The organism is Stenotrophomonas sp. NRRL B-14846 (assembly GCF_050473585.1).
In the GTDB taxonomy this organism is placed as follows: Bacteria; Pseudomonadota; Gammaproteobacteria; order Xanthomonadales; family Xanthomonadaceae; genus Stenotrophomonas.
Genome location: NZ_JBFLUN010000022.1, coordinates 410,651 through 427,145 on the forward strand (window position 1 = coordinate 410,651; position 16,495 = coordinate 427,145).

The following is a 16,495-nucleotide window of genomic DNA, read 5'->3' on the forward strand; positions in this document are numbered from 1 at the left end:
ACAGGGCGGCGGATGATCCTTCCGCCGCCCTGGTTTTCCGCACGCGCGGGGTTTACTTGACCCCGTGCATCATCCGCTTCAGCAGCGGCGCGGCGATGAACGCAGCCAGCGCGCAGCCCAGGCCGATCCACATCAGCAGCCAGAACAGGTGCGCATAGGCGCCGGCCGCGGCCACCATGTCCAGCGATTCACCTTCCGGCACCTCGATCGCGGCCAGCTTGCCGAACAGCGCGGCCAGCGTTTCCGAGAACGCGGTGGCCAGGAACCAGGTGCCCATCATCAGGCTCATCACCCGCGGCACGGCCAGCTGGGTCACTGCCGACAGGCCGACCGGCGACAGGCACATCTCGCCGCTGGCCAGCAGGAAGTAGGCCAGCACCAGCCACCACACGCTGGCCATCTCACCGGTGGCGCCGACCTGCTGCGCCGCCAGCGCCAGCGGCACGAACGACAGCGCACCGATCACCAGGCCCCAGGCCGACTTCACCGGCTTGCCCGGCTCCCAGCCGCGGCGGTCCATCCAGGTCCAGAGCGCGGCGAAGGCCGGCGCCAGCAGCACCAGGAACAGGCCGCCGAGGTAGGTCAGCGAGCCGGCAGTCTGCGGAATCACCAGGCAGTCGCGCACCAGCAGCACCAGCATCAGCACGACGATGGCGGCGAAGAACGTGCGCGGTGCGGCCGAACCCGGGCGCCGTTCGGACAGGCGCGCGCTGACCACGAAGCCCAGCGGTGCCAGCAGCAGCGAGATGATCGACCACGGCAGCGGCGTACCGCCGGTGATCACCAGCGCAGGCACGATGTCCTTGGTCAGCAGGCGGTCGGTGAAGGTCACCCACGAGCCATACGACTGCTCGTACATCGTGAAGAACACCAGCGCCATGAAGATCAGCACCATCAGCGCGATCATCTGCTGGCGCTGCACCGGCGTGCACTTGCTGCCGGTGAACCAGGCGAACCAGACCAGCACGCCGCCCAGCACCACCAGCATCAGCATCAGCGCCAGGCTGATTTCACCGCCCAGCGCGAACGCACCATTGCCGGCAGCCCACATCAGCCACGCCACCGGCAGCACGCCGAGCACCGCGCACAGATAGATGAGCCATTCGCGCGGCAGGCCCAGCACCTTCTGCTTCAGCGCCGCCGGTTGCGGCGGCTCGGCGTGGCCCTGCAGGTACTTCTGGCCCCACAGGAACACTGCCAGGCCGGCCAGCATGCCGATGCCGGCCGCGCCGAAACCGTATTTCCAGCCATACGCCTCGCCGAGGAAGCCACACACCAGCGACGAGAACAGCGCGCCCAGATTGATGCCGGCGTAGAACAGCGAGAAGCCCGAATCACGGCGTGGATCGTCCTTGGCGTACAGCTTGCCGACGATGGTGGAGATGTTCGGTTTCAGGAAGCCCACACCCATGATGATCAGGGCCAGCGACAGGTAGGTCACCGCCAGCGCCGAGGTGTCGCGCACCACTTCGCCGTTCACCCGGTACGCCGCGTGACCTTCGAAGGCCATGCCAAGGTGCCCGAGCACCAGCAGGATGCCGCCGAACAGCACCGCCCGGCGCATGCCCAGCCAGCGGTCGGCCAGCATGCCGCCGAACACCGGGATGCAGTACACCAGCCCGCCGTAGGCGCCGAGCAGGTCCAGCCCGGCCTTGTCGCCGAACAGGTGGTACTTGGTCAGGTACAGCAGCAGCAGCGCCTTCATGCCGTAGAAGGAGAAGCGCTCCCACATTTCGGTGAAGAAGCAGACATAGACGCCCTTGGGGTGGCCCAGGAAGTCGTCGGAAGCGGTAGCGGCAACGGTCATCGACGGCGGGGACAGCGGAAAGGGCGCGATTATAGGCCCCTGGCCCGGGGCGGGCAGCCCGGGAGCGCCGGGCCATGACCGGCGAACAGGCTTTGCGGGATGCCACGCAACGCTGATCTATGCCAGAGGCACTTGTAGTAGATCCACGCCATGCGTGGATGGCCGTCCCGGTGTTGTCGGTTACAGGTACCGCAACCACGCCAGGTCACGCCGTCGCGCCTTGAACCGCGCGAACGCCCGCGTCGGCGGGTACATCATCACCGCCAGTGCACAGGCCACCAGCAGCAGGCCGCTGACCGAATCCAGCGCATACAGCTCGCCGTGGGTCGGCCCCCAGACCGCCAGCGCGCCCAGATACAGCCCCTTCAGCACATACAGATGCAGCAGGTAGAAGAACATCGGTGCTGCACCAATGTCGGCCAACGGCCGCAGCGCACGCGCCACTGGCGGCCACTCGTACAGGCGCAGCAGCAACAGTCCCACGCCCAGGGTCAACAGCAGGAACTGCAATGACGGCGGATACTTGGTGACGTTGAAGATGCTCAACCACGTGCGCAGCGTAGTGGTCTGGTACGTCCAGGGAGCATCCCCATACTGGTTGGCGAACCGCAGCAGCGCGAACAGGGCCAGCGCGCCGGCGCCTCCCCACAACAGCCAGCGCTGCCGCTGCTCCGGCGCGCGCTCGCGGGCGAACCACGGCCCCATCAGATAACCCAGTGCGATCACCCCGATCCACGGCAGCACCGGGTAGGAGGTGCGCAATCGCAGTGCCCCGGCTTCGATCCAGTCGCGCTGGTGCAGCACCTTCCACAGTACCGCCAGCGCGCCATTGCCCTCGACCCGCACGGTATCGAGCAGGTTGTGGCCGGCCACCAGCGCAACTGCCAGTACCAGCAAGGTCGGGCGCGGCAGCCACAGCAGGCCGGCCAGCGCGATCATGCTGAGACCGATAGCCCAGATCACCTGCAGATAGATCGTGTCCGGCGGGAACTGGAAGGTCCAGGCGAAGTTCACCAGGGTCAGTTCCAGCACCACCAGGAACAAGCCGCGCTTGAGCAGGAAGGCGGCGGTGGCCCGGCGCGGGTCTGCCTGGCGCTGGCCGTACAGCCACGCCGACAGGCCCGTGAGCAGCACGAACACCGGGGCGCAGAGATGCGCCAGCAGGCGGCAAGCGAACAGCGCCGGAGAGACCGTGGACGCATCCATCGGATCGCTCACCTGGTACTGCAGGAAGAAGGTCTCACGCACGTGGTCCAGCAGCATCAGCAGCATGACGGTGCCGCGCAGCTGGTCGATGGAGGCCAGGCGGGGGGAGGGGGAAGGGGGCATGCACTGCAACTGCGACGGGTCGATAGAAGGATATAACATATCATTTGCGCGATACCCAACCCGGCTTTGCCGTATCAGCCTGCTGCGGTCGCACGTGCGGCGCCATCGCACTGCAGCACGTGCCCCCATCCTTTGGCACGCTGGACTTGATCTGCCCCGACAGCTAGCGTGGCAGGGATTTTTTGCCAGCAGGGGCTTCCATGAACCACGACGCTGCGCCCAAGCAGCTCACCTTCCGCGCAGTGGCCCTGGCCATCGTGCTGGCGGTGGTGCTGTCGGCCGCAAACGCCTACCTCGGCCTGTTCGCAGGCCTGACCATCGCCACCGCCATTCCCGCCGCGGTGATTTCCATGGGCGTGCTGCGCCTGCTAGGCGGTGGCTCCATCCTCGAGAACAACATCGTGCAGACCGGCGCCTCGGCCGGTTCATCGATCGCCGCCGGTGTGATCTTCACCATCCCCGCGCTGGTGATCATGGGCTACTGGCCGGACTTCAAGTACTGGTGGGTGCTGGGCATCGCCGGTCTCGGCGGCCTGCTGGGCGTGCTGTTCTCGGTGCCGCTGCGCCGTTCGATGATCGTCGAAGACCCGCTTCCGTTCCCGGAAGGCAAGGCTGCGGCCGAAGTGCTCAAGGCAGGTGAGAATCCTGGCCCGGGCCTGAAGATCCTCGGCCTGTCGGCGGTGATCGGCGCCTTCGTGAAGCTGGCCGCGGAAAGCGGCATGCGCCTGATTCCCGATGCCTGGGCCACCTCGGCCTACGTCGGCAGCTCCAAGGTCACCGCCTTCATCGGCACCAACCTGTCGCCGGCGCTGCTCGGCGTGGGCTACATCGTCGGCCTCAACGTCGGCATCGTGGTGGTGTCCGGCTCGATCCTGACCTGGCACATCGCCATTCCGATCTACCAGGCGTTCTTCATGAACACCGACCCGGCTTTGGCCGCGTCGGTTGCCGCAGCTTCCTCCACCGAAGCCGCGTTCGCCATCTGGGGCGCGAAGATGCGCTACCTGGGTGTCGGCGCCATGCTGATCGGTGGCATCTGGACCCTGATCTCGCTGCGCAAGTCGCTGCTCAACGGCGTCAAGAGTGGCTTTGCCGCCGCCCGCAAGAGCGGCGGCCCGGTACTGGCGCACACCGAGCGCGACCTGCCGATGAAGTGGATGCTGGTCGCCCTGGTGGTGTTCGTGCTGCCGCTGCTGGCCCTGTACCAGGCCATCGTGGGCCAGTGGCACGTGTCGATCCCGATGACCCTCATCATGATCGTCGCCGGCTTCCTGTTCGTTTCGGTTTCGGCCTACCTGGCCGGCCTGATCGGTTCGTCCAACAACCCGGTCTCGGGCATCACCATCTCCACGATCCTGTTCGCCTCGGCCGTGCTGGTCGTGCTGCTGGGTGCCGACGGCCTCAAGCCGGTCGGTGCCGGCGGTGCGCCGCTGGGTGCGGTGGCCGCGATCATGATCGGTGCGGTGGTGTGCTGCGCCGCAGCGGTCGGCGGTGACAACCTGCAGGACCTCAAGGCCGGCTACATCGTCGGTGCCACCCCGTGGAAGCAGCAGCTGATGCTGGGCATCGGTGCGTTCTCCTGCGCGCTGATCATGGCGCCGGTGCTGAACCTGCTGGCCACCGCCTACGGCATTGGCGTGAAGTCCGAGCTGCACCCGAACGCGCTGGCTGCACCGCAGGCCAACCTGATGGCCTCGGTGGCCAAGGGCCTGTTCGGTGGCGAACTGCCGTGGACCTTCATCGGCATCGGTGCCGTGGTCGGCGCCGCCATCATCGCCTTCGACAGCTGGCTGAAGTCGCGCAACGCCCGATTCCGCGTGCCGGTGCTGGCCGCCGCCATCGGCATCTACCTGCCGCTGGAACTGATGGTGCCGATCTTCCTCGGCGGCCTGATCGCCTACCTGGTCGAGCGCTTCCACAAGGTGCGTGCCGACGACGAAGAAGGCCGCGACCGCGTGCACAAGCCGGGCGTGCTGTTTGCTGCCGGCCTGATCACCGGCGAGGCACTGATGGGCATCGCCATCGCGATTCCGATCGTGGTCAGCAGCCGCGCCGACGTGCTGGCCGTGCCGTTCCACCTGCCGGGCGCACAGTGGATCGGCCTGGCCGTGCTGTTCCTGGTCGGCTGGCTGATCTACCGCACCGGCAAGCGCGCCGTGGCGTGATGCACGGGGTCGGATCCCTTCCCGCAGGGAAGGGCTCTGACCCGGTAGTGCCGGCCGCTGGCCGGCAACCAGACAGATTGCCGGCCAGCGGCCAGCACTACCGCAAACCGCGCTACGGCGCGGTTTGCCTTTTCTGGCGAAGGCATCGACCCGTCCCCGGCCATGACCGATGGCCTTGGCAGTCCCGGCCACCCGGGCCTACCATCGGTTTTTTGCCGTCCTGCGGAGACCCCGATGAAACTGCGTCATGCCCTGCTGCCACTGAGCCTGCTGGCCGCCCTGCCCAGCGTCGCCGCTGCCCGTGGCCTGGAAGTCCGCGACATGGTGGCCATGGACCGCGTCTCCGCGCCGGTACTGACCGCCGATGGTGGCACCGTGGTGTTCGCCAAGCGCAGCGTGGACGCCAACCTGAAGGCCTCCACCGCGCTGTTCGCGCGCAACCTGCGCACGCGTGACGCGGCCCCGCCGAAGCAGATCACCCCGGCTGGCTGGAGCGTCAATTCCGCGTCGCTGTCGGCCGATGGCCAGACCGTGTATTTCCTCAGTGCCAAGAACGGCAGCCAGCAGCTGTACGCGCAGCCGATCAGCGGCGGCACCCCGCGCCAGCTGACCGATTTCCCGGTGGACGTGGACAGCTACCACGTGTCGCCGCAGGACGACCGCGTGCTGTTCAGCGCCGGCGTGTTCCAGGCCTGCGCCTCGGACCTGGCCTGCACCGAGAAGAAGCTCAAGGACGTGGCCGGCGCCAAGGCCAGCGGCAAGGTCTTCGATTCGCTGTTCGTGCGCCACTGGGATACCTGGAACGACGGCCGCCGCAACACCCTGTTCGTGGCGCCGCTGCCGGCGGCCAAGGCCGGCGCGGTCAAGGGTGCCTCGGCGCTGAGCGCGACTATCGATGGTGATGCGCCGTCCAAGCCGTTCGGCGGCAATGATGATTTCGCGTGGTCGCCGGATGGCGCCAGCGTGGTGGCCAGCATCCGCGTTGCCGGCAAGCAGGAGCCGTGGTCGACCAACTTCGACCTCTACCGCTTCGACGCCGCCGGCAAGCAGGCGCCGGTCAACCTGACCGCTGCCAACCCGGCCTGGGATGCCGGCCCGGTGTTCAGCGCCGACGGCAAGACCCTGTTCTACCGTGCGATGAAGCGCCCGGGCTTCGAGGCAGACCGCTTCGGCCTGATGGCGATGGACCTGGCCAGCGGCAAGACCCGCGAGATCGCCCCGCAGTGGGATCGTTCGGCCGGCGGCATCACCCTGTCCGCGGATGGCGCCAGCATCTACACCACCGCTGATGACCTCGGCGAGCATCCGCTGTTCCAGATCGACGTGGCCAGCGGCAAGGCCACCAAGCTGATCGGCGACGGCAGCGTGACCTCGGTCGACGTGGCCGGCAACAGCGTGGCGATCACCCGCAACAGCCTGAAGAGCAACGACCAGGTGCTGGTCGGCCTGCTGCCGGCCGCGGGCGAAGCCATCGGCGAACTGCGCGCGCTGACCCCGGCTGCCGGCGAGGTGCTCAAGGATGTCAGCTTCGGCGACTACGAACAGTTCGAGTTCAAGGGCTGGAACAACGACACCGTGCACGGCTATGTGGTCAAGCCGCACAACTACCAGGAAGGCAAGTCGTACCCGGTCGCGTTCCTGATCCACGGCGGCCCGCAGGGCAGCTTCGGCAATGGCTGGAGCTACCGCTGGAACCCGCAGACCTATGCAGGCCAGGGCTACGCCGTGGTGATGATCGACTTCCACGGTTCCACCGGCTATGGCCAGGCCTTCACCGATGCGATCAGCCAGCACTGGGGCGACCGTCCGCTGGAAGACCTGCAGAAGGGCTGGGACGCGGCGCTGAAGAAGTATTCCTTCCTCAACGGTGACAAGGCCTGTGCGCTGGGTGCCAGCTACGGCGGCTTCATGGTCAACTGGATTGCCGGCAACTGGAACAGCCCGTTCAAGTGCCTGGTCAACCATGACGGCGTGTTCGACCAGCGCATGATGGGCTACGCCACCGAAGAGCTGTGGTTCACCGAGTGGGAGCAGGGCGGTACCCCGTACCAGAAGGCCGCGAACTACGAGAAGTTCAACCCGGTCAACCACGTGGCGGACTGGAAGAAACCGATCCTGGTGATCCACGGCCAGCAGGATTTCCGCATTCCGGTCGAGCAGGGCCTGGCCGCGTTCACCGCCGCCCAGCGCCAGGGCATCGAATCGAAGTTCCTGTACTTCCCGGATGAAAACCACTGGGTGCTGAAGCCGAACAACAGCATCCTGTGGCATGACACCGTCAACGCCTGGCTGAAGCAGCACATCGGCAACTGATGACTGCAGCGCCGCCCTTCGGGGCGGCGCTTTTGTTTCACCATCTGCTTTACCGGTGGGTGCCGATGTTCCCGCCGGTGGGTGCCGACCGTTGGTCGGCACACCTCCAGCCAACAGCAGCCGGCCAGCGGCCGGCTCTACCCAGAGCGCCTGCATGCCCTCAACCGCCCTGATCCAGAACGACATCGTCGTCTTCGGTTTGATCGCCGCCACCCTTGGCGCCGTGTTCTGGACCGCCTCGCGCGAGCAGGGGCTGTGGAAGCGCTTCTATACCTTCGTGCCGGCACTGCTGCTGTGCTACCTGATTCCCGGCATCTACAACACCGTCGGCCTGATCGACGGCCAGAACACCAGGCTCTACAACCCGATCGCACGCGACATCCTGTTGCCGGCGGCGCTGATCCTGCTGACCCTGGCGGTGGACATCAAGGGCATCCTGCGGCTCGGCCCGAAGCTGGTGCTGATGTACCTGGGTGCGTCCGCCAGCATCATGCTCGGCGCGGTGGTGGCGTTCCTGGTGATGCGCGCGATCCATCCCGACACCGTGGCCGGTGATACCTGGGCCGGCATGGCCGCGCTGGCCGGCAGCTGGATCGGTGGCGGCGCCAACATGCTGGCGATGCGCGAAGTGTTCGACGTCAACGCGACCACCTTCGGCCAGTTCGCGGTGGTCGATGTCGGTGTCGGTTACGTGTGGATGGCCGCACTGATCTTCCTGGCCGGGCGCGCAGCGAAGATCGATACGCGCAGCGGTGCTGACACGTCGGCCATCGATGAACTGAAGGAGCGCATCGCGCGCTTCCAGGCCGAACATGAGCGCATTCCCAGCCTCACCGACCTGATGCTGATCGTCGCCGTGGCCTTCGGTGGCGTCGGCCTGTCGCACGCGATCGGCGCACCGCTGGCGGCCTGGTTCAAGGCGAACGTCAGCTGGGCTCCGCAGTTCAGCCTGGACGCGCCGTTCGTGTGGGTGGTGGTGCTGTCGACCACGCTGGGCCTGAGCCTGAGCTTCACCCGCGCACGTAATCTGGAAGGTGCGGGCGCGTCGCGGCTGGGCTCGCTGCTGCTGTACTTCCTGATCGCCTGCATCGGCATGCAGATGGATCTGCTGGCGCTGCTGGACCGCCCGTGGCTGTTCCTGCTCGGCCTGATCTGGATTGCCGTGCACATCGTGCTGCTGTGGTGCCTGGGCAAGCTGCTGAAGGTGCCGTTCTTCTACTTCGCCATCGGTTCGCAGTCGAACATCGGTGGACCGGCCTCGGCGCCGGTGGTGGCGGCCGCGTTCCATCCGGCGCTGGCGCCGGTGGGCGTGCTGCTGGGCACGATGGGCTATGCGACCGGCACCTACCTGGCCTACATCGTCGGCATCACCCTGCGCGCACTGGCCGGGCAGGGCTGATGGGTAGTGCCGGCCGCTGGCCGGCAACCAGGCGATGCTTCCCAGGTTCAGGAGGTTGCCGGCCAGCGGCCGGCACTACCGATGCGTTACGCCACCGGCAACCCGCGCTCGACCAGCCACGCCTTCGCGTCTTCGGCGTCCTGCTCGAACCGCGCCGAGTGAAAAGAGGGGCGCCGCAAGGTCCGGCGCGTCGCCACGCGCCCGTGGCCAACCGCGCCTGCGGCTTTACGCTACCGGCAACCCGCGCTCGACCAGCCACGCCTTCGCGTCTTCGGCGTCCTGCTCGAACCACGCCTTCGTAGACCCCAGTCGATACGTATATCCCCAGGCATCCATGTCGGCCATCAGCCGCTGGCTGCCGACACCGGGCAGCTGCCCGGCCAGCACGATCTGCAGGTAGCAGGTCGCGTCTTCCTCGGCCACCGAGTCGGTGGCATCGGTATGCACCTGCGCACGCCGCTCCGGCGGCAGCACGATCAGGTGGCAGGCTTCGTGCAGCATCGAGTGCACCGGTGTGTCATCGCGCACGTACACGTTGCTGGCGATGATGCCCGCCTCGGGCTCGCCCCAGTAGCTGCCGGGAATCGGTTCGCCGGCCGCCACGTGGTGCAGCCGAAGGCCGTGCGCGGCGAGCAGGCACTGCGCATCGGCAAAGGCGATGTCGCCCACGCAGGTGATGTCCACGGCGGTTGTCGTATCGGTCATGCGGGTCAGGCAGCCCCGCCCATGCAGGCACGGGCGGGGCAGGGGATCAGGGTTTGTCCGGGCCTTCAGGCAGCGCCACGGAGATGTCCAGCACGTCGTGCTGGCCATCCTTCACCAGGTCGACCTTCACCGCATCGACGTCGATGTTCACGTACTTCTTGATCACTTCCAGCAGCTCGCGCTGCAGCAGCGGCAGGTAGTCCGGGCCACCGCGGTGGCTGCGTTCCTGCGCGATGATGATCTGCAGGCGGTTCTTGGCGGTTTCGGCGGTGGTCTTCTTCGCTTTGAGGAAATCAAACAGGCCCATGCTTACCCTCCGAACAGCTTGCTGAAGAAGCCCTTCTTCTCGACGTTGGTGAAGCGCATCGGGCGTTCTTCGCCGAGGATGCGCGCGACGGCGTCTTCATAGGCCTGGCCGGCAGCGGATTCGACATCCAGGATGACCGGCTCGCCCTTGTTGGAGGCGTTGAGCACGTCGCCCGATTCCGGAATCACGCCGATCGCCTTCAGGCCGAGCACTTCCTCGACGTCGGCGATGCTCAGCATCTCGCCACTTTCCACGCGCAGCGGGGTGTAGCGGGTCAGCAGCAGGAAGGCCGGCACGTCCTGGCCGGACTCGGCCTTGTGGGTCTTCGAGTCGAGCAGGCCGATGATGCGGTCGGAGTCGCGCACCGACGACACTTCCGGGTTCACCACCACCACCGCGCGGTCGGCGAAGTACATCGCCAGGAAGGCGCCCTTCTCGATGCCGGCCGGGGAGTCGCAGATGATGTAGTCGAAGCCGTCGGCGGCCAGGTCCTTCAGGACCTTGCCCACGCCTTCCTGGGTCAGCGCGTCCTTGTCGCGGGTCTGCGAGGCAGCCAGCACGTACAGGTTGTCGAAACGCTTGTCCTTGATCAGGGCCTGCTTGAGGGTCGCTTCGCCGTGCACGACGTTGACGAAGTCGTACACCACGCGGCGTTCGCAGCCCATGATCAGGTCGAGGTTGCGCAGGCCGACGTCGAAGTCGATCACCGCCACCTTCTTGCCGCGCCGCGCCAGGCCGCAGGCCAGGCTCGCGCTGGAAGTGGTCTTGCCGACGCCGCCCTTGCCGGAGGTGACTACGATGATTTCAGCCAAAGGACTTCTCCTGGTTCTGCATGAGTTTGGTGCTGCGTCAGTCCAGCGCAGCGATCTTGATCTGGTCCTGTTCCAGCCACACCTGGACGGCCTTGCCGCGCAGGTTGTCCGGAACATCGTCCAGTACCTTGTAGTGGCCGGCAATGGCCACCAGTTCCGCATGGAAATCACGGCAGAAGATGCGTGCCGCGGTGTTGCCCTGGGCCCCCGCCAGCGCGCGGCCGCGCAGGGTGCCGTAGATATGGATGCTGCCATCGGCGATGACTTCGGCGCCGGCGCCGACGGTGGCCATCACGGTCAGGTCGCAGTTTTCCGCGTACAGCTGCTGGCCCGAACGCACGTTGCCCAGCTGCATGCGGCCCGGCTGCGGTGCGGCGGCGTCGGCCACCTTGGCCACCGGCGTTGCCGGGGCCGGCTTCGGTTCGGCACGGGCCGCGCGGCGCGGCTCCGGTGCGGGCGGCGGCGGGGCCGGCTCGGCCTCGGCACGTTCGTACTGCGCGCGGAACTTGGCCAGCAGCGGCAGGCCAAGCTGCTGCGAGAGCAGGTCGATCGCGCTGGTGCCGTAGGCCAGTGCCACCGGCAGTACGCCGGCGCTGCGCAGGCCGTCGACCAGCGCCTGTGCGGTGGCCACATCCGGCACCTGGCTCAGGCCGCCGAAGTCGAGGATCACCGCGGCGCGGCCGAACAGCTTCGGTGCGCGGGTCACGCGCTCGCGCATTTCCTGCACGAGGCGCTCGACATCAAGGGTACGGATGCGCAGGTTGGCGATGCCCACCTGGCCGATCTTCAGTTCACCGGCCTGTTCGTAATCGAAATTCACCGCCACGCTCAGGTCCCCGTCGGCCGCTGTGCCTGCGCCGGCAGCTGCCGGGCGCGTGTCCATGCCACATCCGGCAGCTTGTCGCCGTAGGTCTCCTGGACCCACGGGTAGCTGCACAGTTCCTTGGCCAGCATGCTGGCGCGCACATCGACCTGCGGCATGGTGTTCTGGCCCAGTTCGCGGAAGCCGAAGCTGCCGTGGAAGAGCAGGGCGGCATCGGCGCCATGGTCGAGGAAGACTTCGCAGGTCATCTGCGGGTAGCGCAGCTCGGCGAAGCTCTGCGCGTCTGCATAGAACGCACGGCCGACGCCACCGCCACGACGGCGGCTGGCGACCACGATGCGGTCGATATAGAAGAACGGGGTGTCCAGCTGCTGCTTGAACCAGGCGAAATTGCTGCTGTCGTGCTGGCTGTCGCTGCCGAAGCCGATCAGGAAGCCGGCCAGGTTGCCGTCGCGCTCGGCGACGCGGAAATACTCAGCGGTTTCATAGAACAGGCGCAGGCGGGCCGCATCCAGGGGAAGGATGGCCAGGCCAGCGTTGTTGTTCAAAGCCAGGACGGAATCGAGCTCGTGCTCGCGCACGTCGCGGATGACAATCGACATTGTGACTCCGTGGGGTAACGCGGTTGGTCCATCAAGGGACCCTGCGCACGATTATTGCATGCCCGGGGTGGGCTGCGGCATGAACAGGCGACCGGGCAGGCATGACTTCCGTGGGGTGCGGTGCGCAGGCGCGGCCCGTAGAGTGCTGGCATGTTGGGAGTCCTCAGCCATACCCGCGTCCTCCGCCTGGCCGGCCTGTTCACCTGGGTCATGGTCGGCCTGCCCCTGGCGTACTCGCAGTTCGAGAACCTGCACAGTCGCGGTGACATGGGCGGCTGGGCCATCCTGCTGTTCGTCGCCTATCTGTCCTTCGGCACGGCCTACTACTGGTTGACCCGCATCCTGCGCAGCGACAGCCACACCAGCTGGCTGGACCGCGGCCTGCTGCTGTTGCTGACGGTGTCGGCGCTGGGGGTCAGCTTCCTCAGCGGCTCGGGCCTGGGCAGCATCCTGATGATGGTGGCGGCCGGGGTCATCCCGTGGATGCTGTCGGTACGGCTGGGGGTGCTGTGGCTGCTGGTCAGCCAGCTGGCGGTGGCGCCGGTCTACTACATGCTGCTGCGCTTCCCGCTGTTCGAAGCGGTGATGCAGTCGCTGCTGTACGGCGGCTTTTCCATGTTCATCTTCGTGACCAGCCTGGTCGCGCGGCAGCAGACCGAGGCCCGCGACGAGCAGCGCCGGCTCAATTCGGAACTGCGGGCCACCCGTGCCCTGCTGGCCGAGAGCGCGCGGGTCAACGAACGCACCCGCATTTCGCGCGAGCTGCATGACCTGCTGGGCCACCAGCTGACCGCGCTGACCCTGAACCTGGAGGTCGCTGGCCACCTGGCCGAGGGCCAGGCGCTGGATCACGTGAAGCGCTCGCACGCGTTGGCCAAGCTGCTGCTGGGCAACGTACGCGAGGTGGTCAGCCAGCTGCGCGAGACCGGTGCCATCGATCTGGCCGCGGCGCTGCGCCCGCTGACCGAGAACGTGCCCTCGCTGGACATCCAGCTGGAGATCGAGGATCCGCTGAACGTGGAGGACCCGCAGCGGGCCCACGTGCTGCTGCGCTGTACCCAGGAGATCATCACCAACGCGGTGCGCCACGCCGGCGCCCGCCACCTGTGGATCAAGGTGTACCGTGAAGCCCCCGACCGGGTGGTGGTGGAGGCCCGCGACGACGGCGTCGGCGCGGATATGGTCAATGTGGGTAATGGCTTGCGCGGCATGCGCGAGCGCCTGCAACAATGTGGTGGCCAGCTGCAGATCGAAACCCGTCCCGGTGAAGGCTTCCGGCTGCGGGCGACGGTGCCGGCAACGGTGCTGGTGGCGGCCCTTACCAAGGTTCCTGAAGGAGTGCGTTGATGATTCGCGTCTGCCTGGTCGACGACCAAACCCTGGTGCGGCAGGGAATCCGCTCCCTGCTGGCGCTCGACGACGGCATCGAGGTGGTGGCCGAGGCCGGCGACGGCCGGCAGGCGGTCGAGCTGATACCGCAGGTGCGCCCCGACGTGGTGCTGATGGACATGCGCATGCCGGTGATGTCCGGTCTGGAGGCACTGCAGGTGCTGTCGCGCCAGGAACAGCTGCCGCCGACCATCATCCTCACCACTTTCGACGATGACCAGCTGGTGCTGGCCGGGCTCAAGGCCGGTGCCAAGGGCTACCTGCTCAAGGATGTCACCCTGGCGCAGCTGGTCGGTGCCATCCGCACCGTGGCCGACGGCGGTTCGCTGGTGCAGCCGGCGGTGACCCAGCGCCTGCTGTCCGGCCTGGAGCACATGCGCAACGAGTTCGTCAGCCTGGACCGCCCGGACCCGCTGACCGACCGCGAGACCGAGATCCTGCGGCTGATGGCCAGTGGCTTCTCCAACAAGGAGATCGCCAATTCGCTGGGCGTGGCCGAAGGCACCATCAAGAACCATGTGTCCAACATCCTTTCCAAGCTGGGCGTGCGCGACCGTACGCGCGCCGTACTGAAGGCGTTCGAACTCCAGCTGGTCTGAGGAAAATCGTTCAAGTACAACGACTTGGATGGTGGTCGGGGGTTTCCGCCAAGGTTGCCCCCTACTTGCCGGGTAGCGGTATGCGTTACCCTTCGAATTCTTTGTCCATACAAATACGCAGCCGGCAGGGAAACCGGTGCGCCAATCCCGATAAACAATGCCCGCGAAGCCTGCTAGGATTGGCGCTTCGCTTCAATCAACCCGGCCGTGGGATCGGCCCCGGAGACTCTCTGAATGACCCGTATTATCGAGTTCCTGATCGCCTTGGGGATCGTGGCTGGCCTGTTCGTCATCATTGGCGTATGTCTGCCGGGCGAGCGTCACATCACCGAAAGCATCGAGACCAACCGCAAGATGACGATCGTGTACGACACGGTCAGCAGCCTGCGCCGCTTCAAGGACTGGAACCCGCTGGTACTGCGCGATCCCGCCGTTGAACTGAAGCTGTCCGGCCCGGCCTCCGGTACCGGTGCCACCCTCGACTTCACCTCCAAGGACCTGGGCACCGGCTCCTGGAAGATCACCGAAGCCGAAGAGAACAAGCGTGTTGTGATCGCCATCGAAGACGCCACCAAGGGTCACGACAAGGTCACCACCTTCAGCCTGGAGCCGACCGGCAAGGGCGGTCGCAACGTCAAGATCACCCAGGACTACTCGGTGAAGTACGGCTTCGACCTGTTCGGCCGTTACGCAGGCCTGTATGTCAGCCGCCAGATCGGCGACGACATCAAGATGGGCCTGTCGCGCATGGCCAACATGCTCGCCAGCGTCCCGAACGTCGACTACCGCACGCCGGAAGCCCCGCTGACCGATCTGGCCATCGTTGAAGTGCCGGCCGAGAACCTGCTGGTCGTCAACGCCGGCAACGTGGACCGCGGCCAGGACACCATCACCAAGTCCATCAAGGACAACCAGGAGTGGATCAAGCGCGTGATGGAGGCCAATGGCCTTGAAGCCGCCGGTCCGTTCCGCATCATCACCACCGACTTCGGCCAGGAGAAGTACGCCTTCGACATCGCCCAGCCGGTGAAGAAGAAGGGTGCTGAAGGTGCTGCTGCCGACGAGCTGACCGTCAAGATCGACGGCGGCGCTCCGGTCAAGTACGTGCACGTTGCTCCGCACCGTTCGGCGCATGCGGCCTACACCGGCCACATGGCGGGTCTGGACGTGGCCCGCAACGGCCTGCGCGCCTGGGCCGTGACCTCGGGCAACGAAGTCATCGACCGCCCGTACGAAACCTGGAAGGACGGCATCGACAAGTCGTTCACCCCGGAAGCGACCTACGACATCTACTGGGCCGTCAAGTAAGCCTCGGCTGACCCATGTAGTGTTGGACACGAAAACGCGCCGCTCATTGCGGCGCGTTTTTTTTGATCTGGCGCCCGGCAAGGGGCGCTGCGCAAGGAGCCCTCATGTTCAATCTCGAACGTCGTGCGCGTAAGCCGTCCCTGTTGGCCTGCCTGGGTGCGCTGCTGGCCGCTGCCTCGATCGGCCTGTCTGCCTATGCATCGCATGGCGTGGCCGATCCGCTGGCGCAGCAGCATCTGAACATGGCGGCGCTGTATGCGTTCGCGCATGGTGCGGTACTGGTGGCGCTTGGTCCGCGCGCGCACGGGGCGATCGCGCACCTGGCGCTGTACGTGCTGCTGCTGGGCGTGCTGCTGTTTTCCGGCAGCCTGGTGGGCGGGGCGCTGTGGCAGTGGCCGACGCGGATGGCGCCGATCGGTGGCACCAGCATGATGGCCGGCTGGGTGTTGCTGGCGATCAATGCGCTGAGGCGATAACTGAGTCGACATTGTCGCTTCAATCCATGCTGATGCGATCTGCAGCGTTCAGGGGCGTTACTTTTCTTTTCGCGCGAAAAGAAAAGTAACCAAAAGAAACGCGCCGCCGGCCGCGAGCCGATGCTGCGCACCGGTACCCTGTGCTCCTCGGTCCGTCGAGGGACGGTGCGGAGAGCAGCCGAGCATGGCTCGGCTCTACAGAATCGCAAGCACCTCTTCGCCCTCGCCGGGCCTGCGGTGCTCGGCTCGCTTGAAGGCGGACCCAACAGCTGCACGCTGATCCGTTGTAGAGGCTTCGAGCGAAGCGACCCGCTTTTGTCTTTGCTCTCTTGTTCTATTCGGTGGCGGACGCACGCGGAAACTGTCAGAGGCCGGGCGGGTGGGCTGGGCAGGGGTATCCGCGCCATGGATGGCGCGGCTAAGCCTCCAGGGACGGATTCACGGCGTCCCCTGCCCAGCCT

General features: G+C 66.5%; 14 protein-coding genes. 7 read left to right on the forward strand and 7 right to left on the reverse strand.

What is annotated here, in order from left to right; all coding sequences use genetic code 11:
- Positions 1 to 52 precede the first annotated feature (52 nt).
- The gene (locus AB1281_RS04070; protein WP_430345131.1) at positions 53 to 1,807 is read right to left on the reverse strand and encodes a peptide MFS transporter; all 1,755 of its coding nucleotides are present in this window, start codon (positions 1,805 to 1,807) and stop codon (positions 53 to 55) included.
- 180 nt (positions 1,808 to 1,987) lie between these two features.
- Complete coding sequence (locus tag AB1281_RS04075) at positions 1,988 to 3,136, reverse strand: DUF1624 domain-containing protein (protein WP_430345132.1); 1,149 nt, start codon at positions 3,134 to 3,136, stop codon at positions 1,988 to 1,990.
- A 200-nt stretch (positions 3,137 to 3,336) separates the two neighbouring features.
- Here AB1281_RS04075 and AB1281_RS04080 point away from each other — a divergent pair, with 200 nt between their 5' ends.
- From AB1281_RS04080 to AB1281_RS04090, 3 genes are all read left to right on the forward strand, one after another.
- Positions 3,337 to 5,301, forward strand: a complete 1,965-nt coding sequence (locus AB1281_RS04080) for an OPT family oligopeptide transporter (RefSeq protein ID WP_153856399.1) — start codon at positions 3,337 to 3,339, stop codon at positions 5,299 to 5,301.
- A 234-nt stretch (positions 5,302 to 5,535) separates the two neighbouring features.
- On the forward strand, positions 5,536 to 7,614 hold the full coding sequence (locus AB1281_RS04085) for a prolyl oligopeptidase family serine peptidase (RefSeq protein WP_430345133.1): 2,079 nt from the start codon (positions 5,536 to 5,538) through the stop codon (positions 7,612 to 7,614).
- Positions 7,615 to 7,768: 154 nt separating this feature from the next.
- The gene (locus AB1281_RS04090) at positions 7,769 to 9,013 is read left to right on the forward strand and encodes a DUF819 domain-containing protein (protein ID WP_430345134.1); all 1,245 of its coding nucleotides are present in this window, start codon (positions 7,769 to 7,771) and stop codon (positions 9,011 to 9,013) included.
- Positions 9,014 to 9,238: 225 nt separating this feature from the next.
- On the opposite strand, the gene AB1281_RS04095 is transcribed toward AB1281_RS04090, so the two are convergent.
- From AB1281_RS04095 to AB1281_RS04115, 5 genes are read right to left on the reverse strand one after another with little or no spacing between them, the layout of a single operon-like run.
- Positions 9,239 to 9,718: a hypothetical protein gene (locus AB1281_RS04095; RefSeq protein WP_014036355.1), complete on the reverse strand. Its 480-nt coding sequence runs from the start codon at positions 9,716 to 9,718 to the stop codon at positions 9,239 to 9,241.
- A gap of 46 nt (positions 9,719 to 9,764) precedes the next feature.
- Entirely contained in the window at positions 9,765 to 10,025 is a 261-nt protein-coding gene (minE, locus tag AB1281_RS04100; RefSeq protein WP_005408532.1) for a cell division topological specificity factor MinE, read from the reverse strand.
- A gap of 2 nt (positions 10,026 to 10,027) precedes the next feature.
- Positions 10,028 to 10,837, reverse strand: a complete 810-nt coding sequence (gene minD, locus AB1281_RS04105; protein ID WP_005415682.1) for a septum site-determining protein MinD — start codon at positions 10,835 to 10,837, stop codon at positions 10,028 to 10,030.
- A gap of 37 nt (positions 10,838 to 10,874) precedes the next feature.
- Complete coding sequence (gene minC / locus AB1281_RS04110; RefSeq protein ID WP_014036356.1) at positions 10,875 to 11,720, reverse strand: septum site-determining protein MinC; 846 nt, start codon at positions 11,718 to 11,720, stop codon at positions 10,875 to 10,877.
- On the reverse strand, positions 11,666 to 12,262 hold the full coding sequence (locus tag AB1281_RS04115; RefSeq protein WP_014036357.1) for a GNAT family N-acetyltransferase: 597 nt from the start codon (positions 12,260 to 12,262) through the stop codon (positions 11,666 to 11,668). The genes minC and AB1281_RS04115 overlap by 55 nt, the downstream gene beginning before the upstream one ends.
- Before the next feature lie 150 nt (positions 12,263 to 12,412).
- Here AB1281_RS04115 and AB1281_RS04120 point away from each other — a divergent pair, with 150 nt between their 5' ends.
- From AB1281_RS04120 to AB1281_RS04135, 4 genes are all read left to right on the forward strand, one after another.
- Positions 12,413 to 13,609 (forward strand): sensor histidine kinase, encoded by a 1,197-nt coding sequence (locus AB1281_RS04120; protein ID WP_075675059.1) that lies wholly within the window; start codon positions 12,413 to 12,415, stop codon positions 13,607 to 13,609.
- Positions 13,609 to 14,250, forward strand: a complete 642-nt coding sequence (locus AB1281_RS04125) for a response regulator (protein ID WP_006424175.1) — start codon at positions 13,609 to 13,611, stop codon at positions 14,248 to 14,250. The genes AB1281_RS04120 and AB1281_RS04125 overlap by 1 nt, the downstream gene beginning before the upstream one ends.
- Before the next feature lie 234 nt (positions 14,251 to 14,484).
- Positions 14,485 to 15,558, forward strand: a complete 1,074-nt coding sequence (locus AB1281_RS04130; protein WP_014036359.1) for an SRPBCC family protein — start codon at positions 14,485 to 14,487, stop codon at positions 15,556 to 15,558.
- 104 nt (positions 15,559 to 15,662) lie between these two features.
- Entirely contained in the window at positions 15,663 to 16,034 is a 372-nt protein-coding gene (locus tag AB1281_RS04135) for a DUF423 domain-containing protein (protein ID WP_049443743.1), read from the forward strand.
- Positions 16,035 to 16,495 lie beyond the last annotated feature (461 nt).

What these genes read in the sequence shown, in the direction of transcription:
- minC (WP_014036356.1), bottom strand. Translation starts at nt 11,720, where the DNA reads ATGGACACGCGCCCGGCAGCTGCCGGCGCAGGCACAGCGGCCGACGGG.
- AB1281_RS04075 (WP_430345132.1), bottom strand. Translation starts at nt 3,136, where the DNA reads ATGCCCCCTTCCCCCTCCCCCCGCCTGGCCTCCATCGACCAGCTGCGC.
- AB1281_RS04085 (WP_430345133.1), top strand. Translation starts at nt 5,536, where the DNA reads ATGAAACTGCGTCATGCCCTGCTGCCACTGAGCCTGCTGGCCGCCCTG.
- AB1281_RS04125 (WP_006424175.1), top strand. Translation starts at nt 13,609, where the DNA reads ATGATTCGCGTCTGCCTGGTCGACGACCAAACCCTGGTGCGGCAGGGA.
- AB1281_RS04095 (WP_014036355.1), bottom strand. Translation starts at nt 9,718, where the DNA reads ATGACCGATACGACAACCGCCGTGGACATCACCTGCGTGGGCGACATC.
- AB1281_RS04135 (WP_049443743.1), top strand. Translation starts at nt 15,663, where the DNA reads ATGTTCAATCTCGAACGTCGTGCGCGTAAGCCGTCCCTGTTGGCCTGC.
- AB1281_RS04130 (WP_014036359.1), top strand. Translation starts at nt 14,485, where the DNA reads ATGACCCGTATTATCGAGTTCCTGATCGCCTTGGGGATCGTGGCTGGC.
- AB1281_RS04115 (WP_014036357.1), bottom strand. Translation starts at nt 12,262, where the DNA reads ATGTCGATTGTCATCCGCGACGTGCGCGAGCACGAGCTCGATTCCGTC.
- AB1281_RS04080 (WP_153856399.1), top strand. Translation starts at nt 3,337, where the DNA reads ATGAACCACGACGCTGCGCCCAAGCAGCTCACCTTCCGCGCAGTGGCC.
- minE (WP_005408532.1), bottom strand. Translation starts at nt 10,025, where the DNA reads ATGGGCCTGTTTGATTTCCTCAAAGCGAAGAAGACCACCGCCGAAACC.
- AB1281_RS04120 (WP_075675059.1), top strand. Translation starts at nt 12,413, where the DNA reads ATGTTGGGAGTCCTCAGCCATACCCGCGTCCTCCGCCTGGCCGGCCTG.
- AB1281_RS04090 (WP_430345134.1), top strand. Translation starts at nt 7,769, where the DNA reads ATGCCCTCAACCGCCCTGATCCAGAACGACATCGTCGTCTTCGGTTTG.
- AB1281_RS04070 (WP_430345131.1), bottom strand. Translation starts at nt 1,807, where the DNA reads ATGACCGTTGCCGCTACCGCTTCCGACGACTTCCTGGGCCACCCCAAG.